The sequence below is a fragment of the Ferroplasma sp. genome (assembly GCF_037442045.1).
GTDB lineage: Archaea > Thermoplasmatota > Thermoplasmata > Thermoplasmatales > Thermoplasmataceae > Ferroplasma.
Genome location: NZ_JBBIRC010000010.1, coordinates 1 through 15,399, shown reverse-complemented (window position 1 = coordinate 15,399; position 15,399 = coordinate 1). Strand labels below are relative to the sequence as shown.

Genomic DNA, 15,399 nt, shown 5'->3' with positions numbered 1-15,399 from the left:
TTTATTCGCCTCCTGATGGGGACACAAAAATTATATTGTCTCCGCGAAGCAACATCATGTTGAATGTTCCATGATTTTCTTCTCTTATAGTTTCTGTTACATTTTTCAGCACCAGATTCATATATATATCGTAGCCTGCCAGAACACCCGAATATGTCCTATTTCCCTTAACATCTATCATTACGTTCTTCTCAAGTGAGTTTTTTAGTGTTTCCATTGGTTTGGGAACATTGCCTGACCTGTAATTATTAACCATTTATTATCACCGATTTAATGGATACATTATCCTGAGCGGTTATTAGAAAATAATATAATAACTTTTATGATTTTCAATTAATTTATAATATTGTTAGGAGTTTAAGCGAAGCGGTAAAACCCCAATCTTTTAGGATAAAGCTACACGGACTCCCATCAATGCAAACACTCACATTGGACTTGAATATTATATAACCATATGCTAAAAGCCTGCAAATTCTGCATTTATCCAGATACTGAACATTGAAATGCATTAAAAGAAAATTTTGGTGCATGTAGACTTGTATGAAATTACTTTTTATATTTAAGAAATTTATCTATATTTATTAAATCCTTATCTTTTGTAATAAATAAATTATTATCTGCTATAGCTATGCCTGCAATAAGTATCTCGTTTTCATTAATAAGTTTACCAGTTTTTTTAGATTCTTGAAAATATTTGTGGATAAAGCTACTGAATGTTAATTTGAATAAACTATTGTGATATTTTCGATGAATTGGGTTAAATACTGATCTATTTGGTTGGAATATTTTAATAATTCATATTCTGAAACGAAAGTAATTGCTATAACATTATTTTTCTGGTATTTCCCTACAATTTTTATTGTTTCCTCGTTTCATTTTAGATACTCTATCACTACATTCGTGTCTAGTATTACCATTATAACCGCATTATAACCGTTCATTATTATTTTCCTGTCATTTTCAATGCTTTTCTCGATTAAATCAAGTATAATGTCGGAAAAAGATTTATTATTATTTTTAAGTTTTTGTAATTTCCCATAGGCCGGTTGTAAAGAGATACCATTTTTACCATACTATAATATATGTATACTATGTATAAATATGTGGCTGAAACAAAATATAATACAGAGAATTGAACTTATTATTTATAATCCTATATGATATTTTTTATGTATCAAATACCTTTAATGTTACTGATTTTTCTATGTTTGATTATCATTGGAGTTTATTTATCGATATTTCATCAAAGGCAAGTTTCATAAAATTAAGTAATAATTATTAGTTAACGATATATTGCTATACTCTTCACAGTTTCATAAATGTTTTTATACGCGCATGAATTTATGAATAGATTATTATGGTAACTAAACCAGCAAGAATGTATTCAAAAATTTCAGGGCCTGCATATACAAGAAAGGAATTTATGGGAGGCGTTCCATATCCAAAAATTACAACGTTTGTACAGGGTAACCAGAAAAGAGAATTCGAAATAGAAATGCAGTTAATAGCAGAGGAGGCATGCCAGATCAGGCATACAGCCCTTGAAGCAGCAAGGATTTCCATTAACAGGAAATTAAATGAATATGTGGGTACCGGAAATTATTTCCTGCATATAAGGCCGTATCCACACCAGGTTATCCGTGAACATAAAATGGCAACAGGAGCCGGTGCAGATAGAATATCAAGCGGTATGAGAATGGCCTTTGGAAAACCCGTTGGAACAGCTGCAAGAGTAATTCCAGGTCAAATTATCATGGTTGGAAAAGTTGATAGAGCAAATGCAAAGACCATGAAGGATGCACTGAAAAAAGCTTCAATAAAACTGCCCACACCATGCAAGGTTATAGTAACAAAAGGAAAAGACATAACTTCCAAAATGGGATTATAAATTTATTTTTTTAGAGCTTTTTCACGGCTCCCTATAAAATCCTGCAATATTTTTGCAGCAAGCATTGAAGTATTCCCATTATCATATAATGGTGTCATTTCATTTATGTCAAAACCAACTATTTTATCAGATATTGATGTTAGAATGCTTCGCACCTCAATTGAAGTAAGCCCGTATGGCTCTGGTGTTCCAACGCCCGGTGCATATGCTGGATCAAATCCATCCATATCTATAGAAAAATAAACCCGGTTTGATGTTTTATCCATAACTTCCCGGACTACTTCATCTATTCCGGATGCCCTCACTTCATTTGCGGAAATAAACCTTACCTTTTCATATTCTTTTGATGATATTTCTTCATAAGATGTGGATCTTGTTCCTATTGAAATTATTTTATTTTTTCCAAGCAATTCCAGTGCTCTTCTGGTGACACATGCATGGTTGTTTTTATTGTCCATATATGAATCCCTGAAATCTGAATGTGCATCTATAATTACCATTGTTATATCTTTGAAGTTTCTGAGTGCACCAACTGTTAATGAGTGCTCCCCGCCGAGCATTATTGGAATTTTATGGTCGTGCAAAATTTCACCTGTAACAGTTTCAATTTCACTGAGTATATAATCTACATCTTCATAAACAGGGAGATCCCCAAGGTCGCATATTTTAGCATCAAGAAGATTAATTCCGTAGTTTACTTCATATGATTCAAGATTGTCATATGCAACTCTTATGGAATTTGGCGCATATCTCGAACCTCTTCTATAGCTGGATGTGTTGTCAAAAGGTGCACCAAATATGACATAATCTGCATCATCGTAACTGGACAGTGCATCCGCTATTTTTAATTTGGAAAAATGCGACATTAATTCTGCAGCATTATTTTCCTTTTTCCCATAGCTTCCCAATATGGCACCTCCATTCCCGGCTTTAATTTATCCTGATCTTCTGGCTCTATATGCAATATGAATGTTTCAAAACTTTCTGAATCCATTAACTGTGCCTCATTGTTTGCAATAGAAAGTACCTGTGCATTTTTCTTAACAATCATAGGTACCTTGATTTTGTGCTTAACAGGGTAAACCACACTGTGTTTTTGCCCATCAAATACCCCTATAGCGACGATTCGCCCTTTTGCTTCACCATGTTTGCCCGGTTTGGACATTGTAATATCAACTATTCTGCATGGTGAATCATCTATTAACATGTATCTTCCTACTTTTAATTCCCTAACTTCAGCTTCTGTCCAGCTCATAACTAATCCAGAGGTTAATATTTTAAGCCTTTATATATTTTTATATCTATACACTCATTTAGCTCTATTTTTCGATATTGCTTCTAAAATTGATTATTTCTATTACCTCCTTTATATCTTATAGCAGAATTTATAAGATTTTTATCGATCCCATCTGGCAAGCCTTTTCCATTTATATAATCAAATAATATCAATTTAAATATGTTTGAGTAAGTAAAATTAAGAATCATGCCAAGAATTATTAAAACCGCGCCAGCTGTCAAAATAAATGTCAGTATTACGAAAGGAATTGCTCCGGCAAGGAAAGCAGAAAGTAGTAACAGAATGAATCCTGATCCTGTGAAAATAAGGGTGTAGAGATCTATATAAATTACACCGCCAAACGCATTGCCAAAATGAGATTTAATAGTTTCAACACTTTTTTCTATTGCTTTGATAGGCCCAAGTTTATAGTCCAGTATAGTTGGTACAACAAAAAATGTAGCAACTGTTATTGCAAATGCACCTATGGAAGCAATTATTATGCCTCCTATGCCTCTAATTCTGGACTCTATCATTCTAAGAATCATCAAAATTATACTGTATAGAATAGCCCATTCAAAGGCTTTGCCTGAATATTCTCTTGCCATACCCAATGCAGTTCCAATTGAAACATTATTCCCTGATCTATAACCACGGTAAGAAATCATCATTGCAATTATTAATAAGGTAGCAACAAAATACACCAGTATGTAAGCCAGAAATATTCCAGCAAGATAATAATAGTCAGCAAAACCTGTAACCGGGACTTCAAAAATAAGCAATATCAACGTTGCAATAAATATGAAGGCACTGATTAAACCGGTAATAACAGGATACAGGTATAACTTTTTATTTCCTGAAATACTTTTTCTTACCTGTTTCGCAAGTCTCCAACCACTCTTAAGGCTTTCAAACATTTAATCACCCATTTATAAATAATTTATATTTAAATACGCTGATTCATCTTCGTGAATACTATTTTTTGATTTTATTACTTTTCCATTTACAATAACTATGTCTACATTTCCTGAATTTGCTGAAAAAACTATATTATTTACTACATTTGAGTCATTGTACGGAATAGTATTGTATTTATTTAAATCAAGAATAATTAGATCAGCAAGATACCCTTCCTTGATTATTCCTAACGGAGATTTTAATGCCATCCCTGCATTTCTGGTGGCCATATCAAGAATCTGCTGTGATTTTACAGTATCTGCTGACCACCTATCGTTGTTTATTGATATTGCAGAATATTTCATTTCCTCAAACATATTTAATGAATTATTGCTCCCTGAACTGTCTGTTCCAAGTGAGATATTAACTCCATTAGATAGCAGCTCCGGCACAGGCACAATTCCTCCTGATGCGAGCTTTGCGTTGCTAATGCCATTCCAGGAAACCGAAACATTGTGTTTTGCAAGCAGTTTGATCTCGTTCAATGTAATCCAGACACAGTGTGCTGCTAGAAGTTTATCTGACAGAAAACCAATTGAACCAAGATGCTCCACTGGTCTTTCATTGTGCGTTTTTACAAAATCGTATACTTCTTTCCTTGTTTCAGATAGATGTGTATGTACCATAACAGTGTATTTTTCAGAAACTTCCTTTACACGGTAATAGTTTTCATCAGAAGATACATAGATACCCTGGATTCCAACCATAGGGGTTACTGTGTCTGTATGCTTTTTCCTTATAAATCTCTCAGCATTTTTTACGGGATCACCTTCCTGCGTAGTGAATTCTTTGTCCAGTGTTGCCCATGCAAGAAACCCCCTGATTCCTGTTTTTTCAACAGCTTTCTCTATTACATCCTCTGAATAATAAAGGTCAACAAAGGATGTTATGCCAGAATTAATCATTTCATTCATGCCCAGAAGGCTGGAATTATAAATTCCCTCTTCTGTACGCTGTGAATCAAGTTTTGATGTTTTGTCCAGGAATTCGCTTAAAACCATATCATCAAGGAGACCTTTAAATCCACTCATTCCAACATGGGCATGTGTGTTTATAAATCCCGGAAGAATAATCCTGTTTGTTGCGTCTATTTCCTGGTCATGATCCGGTTCACCCCTGCCTACATATTTTATATCATTTCCATCAACAAGGATGTTTGCATGTAAAATATCACGATTATCATTTTCAGTTATTACCGTTCCATTCCTGATTAGAATACTCATGAGAGTTAATTTCAATGTTATTAATAATTTTTTATGGAAAATTTATTTTTTCTTAATTCCCGATCTTACTTTTATGGCAGAACCGTTTTCCAGATCTATCATGGACATGTATGGCATCATAGCAGTTCCTGTGCCTCTTAATTCGTTATTATACGACATTATAACTTCATCAAAAGCTTTTATGTCCGGCGTGGCATCCTGTATTCCCATAGCATATACCGTGGATGTGGGCGTGAAATCATCAATTGTAACATTGAATTTATTATTATCAAGGAAGAATTTTCCCGACTCGGGCGTTATGGAAAAGCGGCCTATTGATTCATTGTATACAAACAGAATTTTGCTGCCCTTCACCAGCATATCCTGATGAAAACTGTTTATAAGTTTTATATCTTCAAATTCTGGTATGATCCAGTCGCCAAACTGGAATCTTAAAATGGCCTGGTAATCGTCAAGTTTCTTTGCATACTCGCTTTCCCTTGTTATTGAATCCTTCACAGCTGAAACAAGTTTTTCTAAATTATTTTCATCTGTAACCCGTCCTTCTATAATCTTTGAATCCTTAGGCAATACTTCCTTAATAAAATCCAGGTCTTCAGGTATGTACAATATCACATCAGTATAACTGTTATTCTTCATATATTCTGATACAAGCTTTTTCATCATCATTTTTTCGTCTTCATACCATGTTCCGGTTACAGGGATATCGTAGAATCTTGCAGGGTACCCACTTTCAAGCTCCCTTGGCACAAGGCCAACAGGGGATGTAATTATTAATTCATGGAGATATTTTCTGTACTGCCATATTGCAGAAAGTATTTTTTTATGGGTTTTTGATTCGGAATATGGTTTTTTTGCCGAACATGGAAGAAACAGCGCTATATTTCTATGTTCAGGTTTTTTATAATTTTCTATTTTGTGCCTGTAATAGACTATATCCGGCCTGTTCAGTGATTCCATTGAATTTGCTTGAATATATGGCGTTCTGGACGGAAATACCTGAGAAAAATCATTATAATATTCAGTATCGGCTATTCTCAATATTTCAAGTGCTTTTCCTGATATTGCAATTTTTTCAACAACTTCACGCAATGTGTTGTTCTTTATCGAGGTAAATATGGATTCAAGAATGGATTCAGCAAATTGTACATTTTCTTCCAGGGGATCATAATCAACAACTGTTTTTCCAGCAACATTATATTTTGTTTTTTCCCTGCTTTCCTTTCTTATATAAATATCATCAAAGATATCAATGCCGAGATAAGCCAGTACCGGCATCAAATAGGGATCAGAAATGCCCTGAAGGTAAAGCAGTTTTTTAAAGCCGAATTTTTTCCTTAACTCAATAATAAATTTAATAAGCTTTGCTGGCCTTTGAATCAATTCAATTCCATTGTATATTATAATTATTTTATTGCCTTCAATAATTTTCTCACCACTGAGAAATGAAGGATAATATATTTTTTTTGGAAATTTTTCACCAAGGATATCTATACTATCATCATTATTTATATAATCATCTGAAAATGTATTTATTAAAACAGGGAATTTTTTTCCAAACAGGTAACCTGCCCATGCAAATCCCATTACATATTGCTTATCCTCTATCTTTTCAGGCATAGTATCCTATTAAAACAGATTATATATACTTTTAAAATTAATAAAATTATTTTGTGGTAATCCTGACCACATTGCTTCCACGAATAATGATCTTGCCAATTTTCCTCTGAACCTCACCATTTTCTTCAGCATCATCCAGTGTCATATTCATGTACTCATCGTATCCTGCTAGTGTACCTTCAAGTGTTCTATTGTCTTTCAATAAGAGCGTAACTTTTTTCCCTACATTTTCTTCAAGCATTTTCATTGGTAACGTTGCCATTTTATTCACCTAATTATATTCATCCCCGTCGTTAAACTGGTCATCATGTTCCATCATGACCTTAATTAAACCCCCAAGAAGCTCTTTCATTGTATCAATTTCCTTTCTCATATCTTTAACTTCCTTTGAAAGCTCCTGGACGTCTTTCATTTTATCGGCTTCATTCATTATTAACACCTGATATATTTATATTGCCATAATCCGGCGCAATTTTCCTCTGTTCAATTCTCCCACAATTCCTGCAGTGCAGTTTTCCATCTTCCAGAAATAGCTCACTTCTGCATACTGTGCATTTGCTCTTCAATACTCCTAAGCCAGAATCGAATATAGTTGCATAATATGGCCTTGTGCTTATTATTTTAGCCCTGACGAGATCACCAAGAGTAAGAATATGTGAATACATTGTTTTGTTTGGAATTGGCAATTTAAGCCTTGCTTCTGTGTTTACGGATACAATAATTTTTCCTTTAACTACACCGGAAATTCCTATTACCGCTTCCTTGTTCAATATTTTTATTATTTTCCCATAAATAATATCGTTTCTTCTTATTTGTACTGCCTGTTTTGATGTATCAACCGATATTGTAAGTGATTTATCATCCCTGCTTATTCTGCCGAAGACCGTTGATATGACCTCTCCATCCATTTCCTGTGTATTCCTGCCAGACAGGTACTCCTCTTCTTTGGCTATAACATCGCCTGGGAACGCTATATCTTTAACTTGTTCCATCCAATTACCTCTATCATGCCTGTATATGCAATTTCATATTATAATATATGCCTGCATGCTTTTATTAAGTGATTCATTTATTATTAATTTTTGTATTGTTTTAATGGATATTCAATATGCGAATTATATTCAACACCATAACAAGAATAAATACAAAAGTAAGATACGGGGCAGTATAAACAAACAAACTGAAAGATGTATTTTTATCCGGTTTTTTAATAAATTTATATGAAAAAATTATGATTGGAACGGATAAAATAGCCACAGGAATAAGGTATATTAAACTGTAAATTCTGAGGAAATAAGGCGTTATGGAAAATACTATCAAAAGAATTGATGAAAATGAGATAGCGATAGCAGTTGACCTGTCAGAATGTGTTACTGGATACATTGGAACATTTGCCTTTCTGTAATCTTCACGGTATCTGTATGCCAGGCTCCAGACATGAACGGGTATCCAGAACATGACCAGGAAAAAGAGAATCCAGGGAAGCCATGAGAATGCAGACGTTACTGTATACCATCCAATGAGAACCGGAAATGCACCGGAAAAACCACCATAAATAATGCTGTATGGTGAAATCTTTTTAAGGAGATAACTGTATATAAAAACGTTATCAAATATGCCTGCTGACATGAATAAAGCAGCCAAAAATCTTCTAAACACAATAAGTATCAGTACAGAAAATATGGCAAGTGAATATCCGAATATTAGAGCCTGGCGTTTTGTTATCTGTCCCTGCGGCAATGGCCTGTTTTTCGTTCTTTCCATTGTAGAATCCATATCCAGGTCTATATAATTTGTTAGCCCTTCTGCACCCATGGAACCCATTGTAACAGAAACCGTCGCTACAAGGATCAATATTATGTTATTAAGAGTAAAGCTGTTAATGGCCAGTATGGCTCCCCCAAAGGCGATGAAAACCAGAAGCCACCACACTTTTGGTTTGGAGTATTTTATATATATGGATATTTTACCAGGCATTAGATTCCTATCTTTATGTAATTCTTAAATATATATATTGGCGAACCTGTTCCATTGCATAACTGAAAGATTTATATGCCCGGTTACGATTGTAACCTAATGTCTGACTATAGCAACATCAATAAAATAATCAATAAAACAAGAAATAACACATTGCGTGATATTCCCGGTGTACTTGTACCAGTTTGGCAGATAAAGATACGTGAAAGGTTTGGCATTAATGTGGACAGGGAAATTGCTGAATATATAGTACTTGCAGTGCATGAAAATGGGACATGGAAAAGGCAGAGAGCTGCCAGAAAAATTGAAAAAATACTAGTTGAACGCGGCAATGAAGTACCTGTGGCAAAAAGGCTTGCAAAAAACATTCTGGAGATGGCAGTTGGAACCATACAGGAATAAAATAAATAAAAAATCACTGGAAATCTTTTTATCCAGCCTGAAAACACCACTTTCTTATAATATTAATCTGGAACAGTATCCTACAGATGCTGTTACTGCTTCAACAATTTTATTCGAAGCATTCATGGATGGAAATATATCAGGAAAAACGGTAATTGATCCGGGCACCGGAAATGGAATATTTGCAATAGGTTCTTGCTATCTTGGTGCATCCCACTCCACTGGAGTAGACATAGACCCGAATATGATCAGCATAGCCAGAAGAAATTCAGAATTAACTTTTCCATGTGCTGAATTTATAAACTCAAATATTTCTGAAATTTCGGGAAATTTTGATACGGTAATAATGAATCCGCCATTTGGTTCTATAACAAAGCATGATGATATTCCATTCATTGAAAAAGCATTGGAAGTGGGGAAGTATATATACGCTGTACACAATATAAAAAGCTATGAATTTATAAAGAATTTGTATTCTCAGAGAATGCAGATAATAAGGAAAGAACGAATTTTTATTAAGGTTCCGAGAATATACGCTCATCATAAAGATGAATACCACGAAATAGAATCTATGCTTGTATACGGAACTGTAAATTAAAAAAATAATTATACATAGTTATAATATAGATGAGTTAAGATGGCCGGGGTGGGGTAATGGACATCCTTGGGGACTGTGGATCCCCGGACCCGGGTTCGATTCCCGGTCCCGGCCCATAAATCTCTCTATTTTCAATGTCCGTTTATTTATATTAAAACCTGAATATTTATTATATAATTCACATTTTAAAATTTTTTATGCCTTTTAACCGATAAATTGAATTATAAAATTACTATTATGTTTCATGGAAATAAAAAAAGAAGATTTACTGAAGGATCCAGTAAAGGACATAAAAATAAATAAAAATACTACTTTAATGCAATTAATAGAAATGTTTGGAACCAGTGGGGGCTTCACATCTAAAAAACTATATGAGGGGTACCAGATTTTAAAAGAAGAATTCACATCTGACGAAACAACTTTCCTTTCTTTTCCCGCAGATATAATTTCCACCGGTACAAGGGGAATCATAAATCAACTGGTAAAAAATAAGCTTGTTGATGTTATAATAACAACAAATGGAACTTTAGACCATGATTTTGCCAGAGTCTATACAGATTATTACTCAGGAACATTTACTTTTGGTGATGAAAAACTTAAGGATATGGGTATAAACAGGCTTGGAAATGTGTTCATACCTGATGAAAGCTATGGAATAATAATAGAAGACAAGCTTATGCCCATTATAGAAGAATTATATAATCAAAAGAAGGAGTGGGCACCAGTAGATCTTATTCATGAGGTTGGATTAAAACTTAACAATGAAAATTCAATTATTTACAATGCCGCAAAAAATAACATACCTATTTTTGTTCCAGGCATCACAGACGGTTCGTTTGGTTCCCAGCTATGGTCTTTCTATGAAATGCACCACGATTTTAAAATAAACATTCTTGAAGATGAGCACAGGCTTTCCGATATAGTATTTGATGCAAAGAAAACAGGCGCATTGATGATTGGTGGTGGTATTTCTAAACATCATACAATATGGTGGAATCAGTTTCGTGATGGCCTCAACGAGGCTGTTTACATAACCACTGCACAGGAATATGACGGATCACTTTCCGGAGCCAAACTTGAGGAAGCCATTACATGGAAAAAGGTCAGAAAGGATGCAAAATTTGTAAATATTTATGGAGATGCCACAGCAATTCTTCCATTGATGGTAGCACCATTTTTATAATTTATTTATAGAGTTTGTTACATTTTAGTAATAGACTATTTTCATCATCTCCCCTGGTATTTCACATTTTAATACTTAATATTAGCATTAAATTATGCTGTATTGAAAAACAATAAAGATTTTGAAAACCCTGAAGAAATAAAATAAGCAATCAAAATAATAATGCGTTATTCTATATAATTAGCGTAAGTTATGCAAATGAACTAAAAATAATTAATAAAAGCAAATTAATACTTACCGGTTTCCAATTTATATATCAGGTCATACAGAGTCATATTCAGCAATATACGGAAAGGATTTAACAAGCACATAATTTATGAATAATATAAGCAAATCACAGCTATCAAAATTAAATACAAACAGATCTTATATTCCATTTATGCTATTATTTTACAAATTTGTTGAATTGTATATTAAGGTACATGATTATAAAAAATATTCAAGATATATGAGATTAATAGGAATAGATTCTACATTATTAAAAACATCCATTGATGGTTCAGGTTAATTTGATTATTTTTTACAATTATAATTGTTTGAATGACACTCAATAACATTCATAAAGAATTAAAATTAAATTATGGCATCGGGTAAATATTTCTATAGCTTTATATATTGGAAACAGGTAAGTAACTAGGTATAATCAATAATGTTTATATAGGAACTCTATTCGAAACATGATAAAAAGTCGTTTTAACCACAATGCTTAAATAGTATTTTATATTATTATTTTATAAAATAGAAGGGGGTGATAAAGAAATGGGGTTTAGTGCAATTGATGTAGATGAATTTGGACGGATATACGGAATTGATAGCATCAGTGATGACTTAGTGTCAGCGGATATTAACTTTATTTGCAAAATCTACAAATGAGTCTAATTATAATTTTAAATTGTTTTGGTGAGGTGAATTACAATGATGGATGTTAATAATGATAATTTAAATAAAAAGCTTGAGCTTATAATTTTACCAACTGAGGATTGTAATTTCAGGTGCGTGTATTGTTATGAACACTTTGAAATAGGGAAAATGAAAGAAAATGTTGTAAAAGGGATAAAAAATTTGATTTTAGAGCGAGGGGAGGATCTAGAGCAATTAATAATCTCGTGGTTTGGAGGTGAACCATTGCTCGCCTTTTCAACAATACGTGAAATTATGCAGTTCGCCAAATATTGTGCATCTAAATATGGCTTTGAGGTGGTTTCCAGTATGACAACTAATGGATCGCTATTAACAGAACAACGGCAAAAGGAACTTGATATATTAGGAGTTACTACTTTTCAGATTAGTTTTGATGGAGACAGTAATGAACACAACAAACTGAGGGTGACAAGAAACAACACAGGAACATACGACTTAATATACAGGAATCTCCAGGCATTCCACAGGAGCAATCTTAAGGGAAAGATAATCCTCAGAATTCATGCCAATGCGAATAACTTTGAAGGAATAATTCGCCAATTAAAGATTTTTGCAAGCGATTTCTCTGGAGACTGTAGATTCAAAATCTTCTTTTTTGGGCTTGAGAAACTGGGAGGTAAGAATGATGCAACGATACCTGTGATTGATGGACAAACCAGATATGATACCATTATGTTATTAAAGAAAAAAGCAAAAGAGTTTGAATTGAATATATATGAGAGTTTCAGCGAAACTGGTAAAAATACTCCAATGTGCTACGCCTCCTCTTTAAGGTCTTACGTAATAAGATCAAATGGCGAGATTGGGAAATGCACAGTTGCGCTTTACGATTCCCGGAACAGTATCGGTTATCTAACAGAGGACGGAAAGATACATCTTGATACTGAGAAATTAAAGTTTTGGGTGCGTGGGCAATTCAATAATAGTAAGGAAGAATTACTTTGTCCTTATTACGCACCTAAAGGTGGTACTCCAATCTCAAACATTCAAATCATTCAAAAAGGAGGGGTAAAATATTAATAAAAACGAACCGTTACCGAGGAATTATTACTTATTTTTGGGAATTATGGGTTTAATGACATCGGCCGACGTCATAATTTCCTTCATTTTTGTCTGGGAGGTGTTGGTACTTACCAATTCACCATTCCTCGCTGGTTTGATGCAATCTGTAGCTTCATTGCCAATCATCTTCAGCGCTTTCACCGGTTACTATGTGCATAAGTCTGGAAATTATGGAAAAATAACAATGCTATCAGCTACAGTGAGGATTTTTCTTTTTTTATGGGTAATAATAGCGATTTTCCTGAACTATAATTTGATTTTAATTCTAAGCCTCTTTATTGTCATGTTTCTTTATGACTTCTTTTCAGACTTTGAAAACTCTGCTTATTACGTGTGGTATAAGATAATAATGCCAAAGAAACAATACCAGAAAGCAAGTTCTCTAATGGAAACTCTGAGGAATGCAATCAGAGTCATATCCATATTCTCTGCCGGTTTCTTTCTTTTAATTGGTTTCAGGTATGCATTATATGTATCAATCATTGTCTACGCATTAGCCATAATACCTATAGGTATGCTATCAAGGCAGAAAGAATTAAGAAAGAGGAATATTGAGGCAGATCCAATACACACATTTAAGGAAGGCCTCTCTTTTGTGGGCAAAAGTAAAGTGTTAAAATACTTACTAATCACAAGTTTTCTAGTAGCTTTTAGCTATGGAGCCCTTATATCGGTAATTTCAGTTTACATAAAGATATCTTTTAATTTACCATCCTATGTTGCTGGGATATTCCTGGCTATTGGATATGCAGGTACCATGATCGGCATGGCTCTCGCCATTAAACTCAAGGGGAAACTTAGCAGCATTATTTTAACTTCAGAAACTGTAAGTGCATTACTTCTTCTGCTTCTTTCATATAGCAATATAATTTATCTCTCAGTATCTGCATTTTTCTTAATTGGTTTGTTTAGGGCATTTGATAGTATAGCTTCAGACGTCGTTTACCAGAAAGCAATACCTGCAGATTATATTTCCCAAATAAGTGGTATATTCAGATCATTTGCCTACCTGCCCGGCTTTATGGCTGGTATAATCTTTGGGGCAGTTATGCAATTCAGTTCAGCAAGGATTGTATTTATCATTATGGCTGCAATAATGATCGTAAGTGTTGTTATTACATTTTCTTCCAGAGAGATAAGGAAAATAAAACTTGATGATTAAAATAAATTTTCATATTTTTGCTATTGTTTTCTAAAATCTTAAGCAACTGTGAGGTTGTGAAATTTGTTAACCATGTTAACAGACTCCTTTGGAAGTTATCATCTTTTTGATGCTTAAACTTCGTGGGTGCAACCCAATGATCTTACCCATTTAACATTGCAGTATTTTTCATATGTTTTAAGAGACACTTTTCATCACACCCCTCCTTTTAAATCTATTTCTATAACCTGTTTTTAACTTCTTCAGATAATTATTATATTTCTCTTTGAACCCTCTTTCATTGTTCCATTTATACAGGAATTGCAGTGGCGGATAGTACATTAATGTGGAATGTGGCCTTACACTGTTATAATCAATGAATGCACTTTCTATTATTCTTTTTCCATTGCTGTAATTATCTATTTCATTGATCCATATGTAATCTGTTTTTATTGAATTATGGAAAGATTCAATATCGCCATTCTCTGTTGGCGTTTCCTTTTCAATGTATTCATGCTTTATATTCATTGTTTTTAAGTAATCATTGAATTCTTTAGAGATATACTGTGGGCCATTGTCTGTCCTTATTATCAGCTCCTCCAGTATTGTTCCATTGTATTTCCTGGTTACAGAATCATTTACAGCATTAATTGCATCTCTGGCTGTGCATGATGTATTGTAGTTATATCCGATCCATTCCTTGGAATATACATCCTTTAAGCACATTAAATAAGTCATTCCGGCATTTGTTGGTATGTATGTAATGTCTGTTTCAAGTACCATATCCGGTTTATCTGCTGTATTCAGCTTTAATTCTTTTTTGTTTTTATGCTTATGCACAGGCAGTGTTAAATTGTTCTCCTTCATAGTTTTATAAACAGTTTTTTTGTTTACATTTGTTCTAAATTCCTTAATAATGCCCATATTCTTTTATAGCCATATGTTACTTTCTCTGCTGACAGTTCTTTTATTCTGTTTATAGTTTCATTGCTTATTCTGTGCTTTGGTATTTTTACAGTATTGTTTCCTTGCATTTTCCTGTAATAATAGGTTCTTTCATTTATTCCTGTTAAATTACATGCTCTTTTAATGCTTATATTGTTTTCAGTAATTATTTTAACAGCATTCATTTTCTCCTCTCCTGTAGTGTT

General features: G+C 33.6%; 18 protein-coding genes, 1 tRNA gene and 1 pseudogene. 8 read left to right on the top strand and 12 right to left on the bottom strand.

Going from position 1 to position 15,399, the window contains the following annotated elements:
* Position 1 precedes the first annotated feature (1 nt).
* Positions 2-256: an LSM domain-containing protein gene (locus WKI77_RS02415; protein ID WP_337860238.1), complete on the bottom strand. Its 255-nt coding sequence runs from the start codon at positions 254-256 to the stop codon at positions 2-4.
* 1,101 nt (positions 257-1,357) lie between these two features.
* Here WKI77_RS02415 and WKI77_RS02410 point away from each other — a divergent pair.
* Positions 1,358-1,888, top strand: coding sequence for a 50S ribosomal protein L16 (locus tag WKI77_RS02410; protein ID WP_337860237.1), 531 nt, complete (start codon positions 1,358-1,360; stop codon positions 1,886-1,888).
* Between the two features lie 2 nt (positions 1,889-1,890).
* On the opposite strand, the gene speB is transcribed toward WKI77_RS02410, so the two are convergent.
* From speB to WKI77_RS02365, 9 genes are all read right to left on the bottom strand, one after another.
* On the bottom strand, positions 1,891-2,796 hold the full coding sequence (speB, locus tag WKI77_RS02405) for an agmatinase (RefSeq protein WP_337860236.1): 906 nt from the start codon (positions 2,794-2,796) through the stop codon (positions 1,891-1,893).
* Positions 2,754-3,143, bottom strand: a complete 390-nt coding sequence (locus WKI77_RS02400; RefSeq protein WP_337860235.1) for a translation initiation factor IF-5A — start codon at positions 3,141-3,143, stop codon at positions 2,754-2,756. Before WKI77_RS02400 ends, speB begins: the two co-directional genes overlap by 43 nt.
* Positions 3,144-3,226: 83 nt before the next feature.
* A complete protein-coding gene (locus WKI77_RS02395) occupies positions 3,227-4,081 on the bottom strand; it encodes a DUF6159 family protein (protein WP_337860234.1) in 855 nt (284 codons plus the stop codon).
* A gap of 12 nt (positions 4,082-4,093) precedes the next feature.
* Positions 4,094-5,344 (bottom strand): amidohydrolase family protein, encoded by a 1,251-nt coding sequence (locus tag WKI77_RS02390; protein WP_337860233.1) that lies wholly within the window; start codon positions 5,342-5,344, stop codon positions 4,094-4,096.
* A gap of 42 nt (positions 5,345-5,386) precedes the next feature.
* Positions 5,387-6,964, bottom strand: coding sequence for a DUF5591 domain-containing protein (locus tag WKI77_RS02385; protein WP_337860232.1), 1,578 nt, complete (start codon positions 6,962-6,964; stop codon positions 5,387-5,389).
* Between the two features lie 46 nt (positions 6,965-7,010).
* Entirely contained in the window at positions 7,011-7,226 is a 216-nt protein-coding gene (locus WKI77_RS02380) for an LSM domain-containing protein (protein WP_337860231.1), read from the bottom strand.
* Positions 7,227-7,235: 9 nt separating this feature from the next.
* Entirely contained in the window at positions 7,236-7,394 is a 159-nt protein-coding gene (locus tag WKI77_RS02375) for a hypothetical protein (RefSeq protein WP_337860230.1), read from the bottom strand.
* Positions 7,387-7,956 (bottom strand): exosome complex RNA-binding protein Csl4, encoded by a 570-nt coding sequence (locus WKI77_RS02370; protein WP_337860229.1) that lies wholly within the window; start codon positions 7,954-7,956, stop codon positions 7,387-7,389. Before WKI77_RS02370 ends, WKI77_RS02375 begins: the two co-directional genes overlap by 8 nt.
* 100 nt (positions 7,957-8,056) lie before the next feature.
* Positions 8,057-8,941 carry a heme o synthase gene (locus tag WKI77_RS02365; RefSeq protein ID WP_337860228.1) on the bottom strand — a complete coding sequence of 295 codons (885 nt, stop codon included), beginning with the start codon at positions 8,939-8,941 and terminating at the stop codon, positions 8,057-8,059.
* 99 nt (positions 8,942-9,040) lie between these two features.
* Between WKI77_RS02365 and WKI77_RS02360 the strand changes: the two genes are divergently transcribed.
* From WKI77_RS02360 to WKI77_RS02330, 7 genes are all read left to right on the top strand, one after another.
* Positions 9,041-9,343, top strand: coding sequence for a hypothetical protein (locus tag WKI77_RS02360; RefSeq protein WP_337860227.1), 303 nt, complete (start codon positions 9,041-9,043; stop codon positions 9,341-9,343).
* Positions 9,324-9,941 carry an METTL5 family protein gene (locus tag WKI77_RS02355; RefSeq protein ID WP_337860226.1) on the top strand — a complete coding sequence of 206 codons (618 nt, stop codon included), beginning with the start codon at positions 9,324-9,326 and terminating at the stop codon, positions 9,939-9,941. Before WKI77_RS02360 ends, WKI77_RS02355 begins: the two co-directional genes overlap by 20 nt.
* 42 nt (positions 9,942-9,983) lie before the next feature.
* A tRNA-His gene (locus tag WKI77_RS02350) sits at positions 9,984-10,055 on the top strand.
* Positions 10,056-10,185: 130 nt separating this feature from the next.
* Positions 10,186-11,124 carry a deoxyhypusine synthase gene (locus tag WKI77_RS02345; RefSeq protein WP_337860225.1) on the top strand — a complete coding sequence of 313 codons (939 nt, stop codon included), beginning with the start codon at positions 10,186-10,188 and terminating at the stop codon, positions 11,122-11,124.
* 316 nt (positions 11,125-11,440) lie between these two features.
* A complete protein-coding gene (locus WKI77_RS02340; RefSeq protein ID WP_337860224.1) occupies positions 11,441-11,632 on the top strand; it encodes a hypothetical protein in 192 nt (63 codons plus the stop codon).
* 407 nt (positions 11,633-12,039) lie between these two features.
* On the top strand, positions 12,040-13,065 hold the full coding sequence (locus WKI77_RS02335) for a radical SAM protein (protein WP_337860223.1): 1,026 nt from the start codon (positions 12,040-12,042) through the stop codon (positions 13,063-13,065).
* Between the two features lie 46 nt (positions 13,066-13,111).
* On the top strand, positions 13,112-14,269 hold the full coding sequence (locus WKI77_RS02330) for an MFS transporter (RefSeq protein ID WP_337860272.1): 1,158 nt from the start codon (positions 13,112-13,114) through the stop codon (positions 14,267-14,269).
* Between the two features lie 177 nt (positions 14,270-14,446).
* Here WKI77_RS02330 and WKI77_RS02325 read toward each other — a convergent pair whose 3' ends face one another.
* Together WKI77_RS02325 and WKI77_RS02320 are read right to left on the bottom strand one after the other, a co-directional pair.
* Positions 14,447-15,115, bottom strand: a complete 669-nt coding sequence (locus tag WKI77_RS02325) for a DDE-type integrase/transposase/recombinase (RefSeq protein WP_337860222.1) — start codon at positions 15,113-15,115, stop codon at positions 14,447-14,449.
* Positions 15,116-15,138: 23 nt separating this feature from the next.
* A pseudogene (locus WKI77_RS02320) lies at positions 15,139-15,399 on the bottom strand (hypothetical protein); the annotation flags it as partial.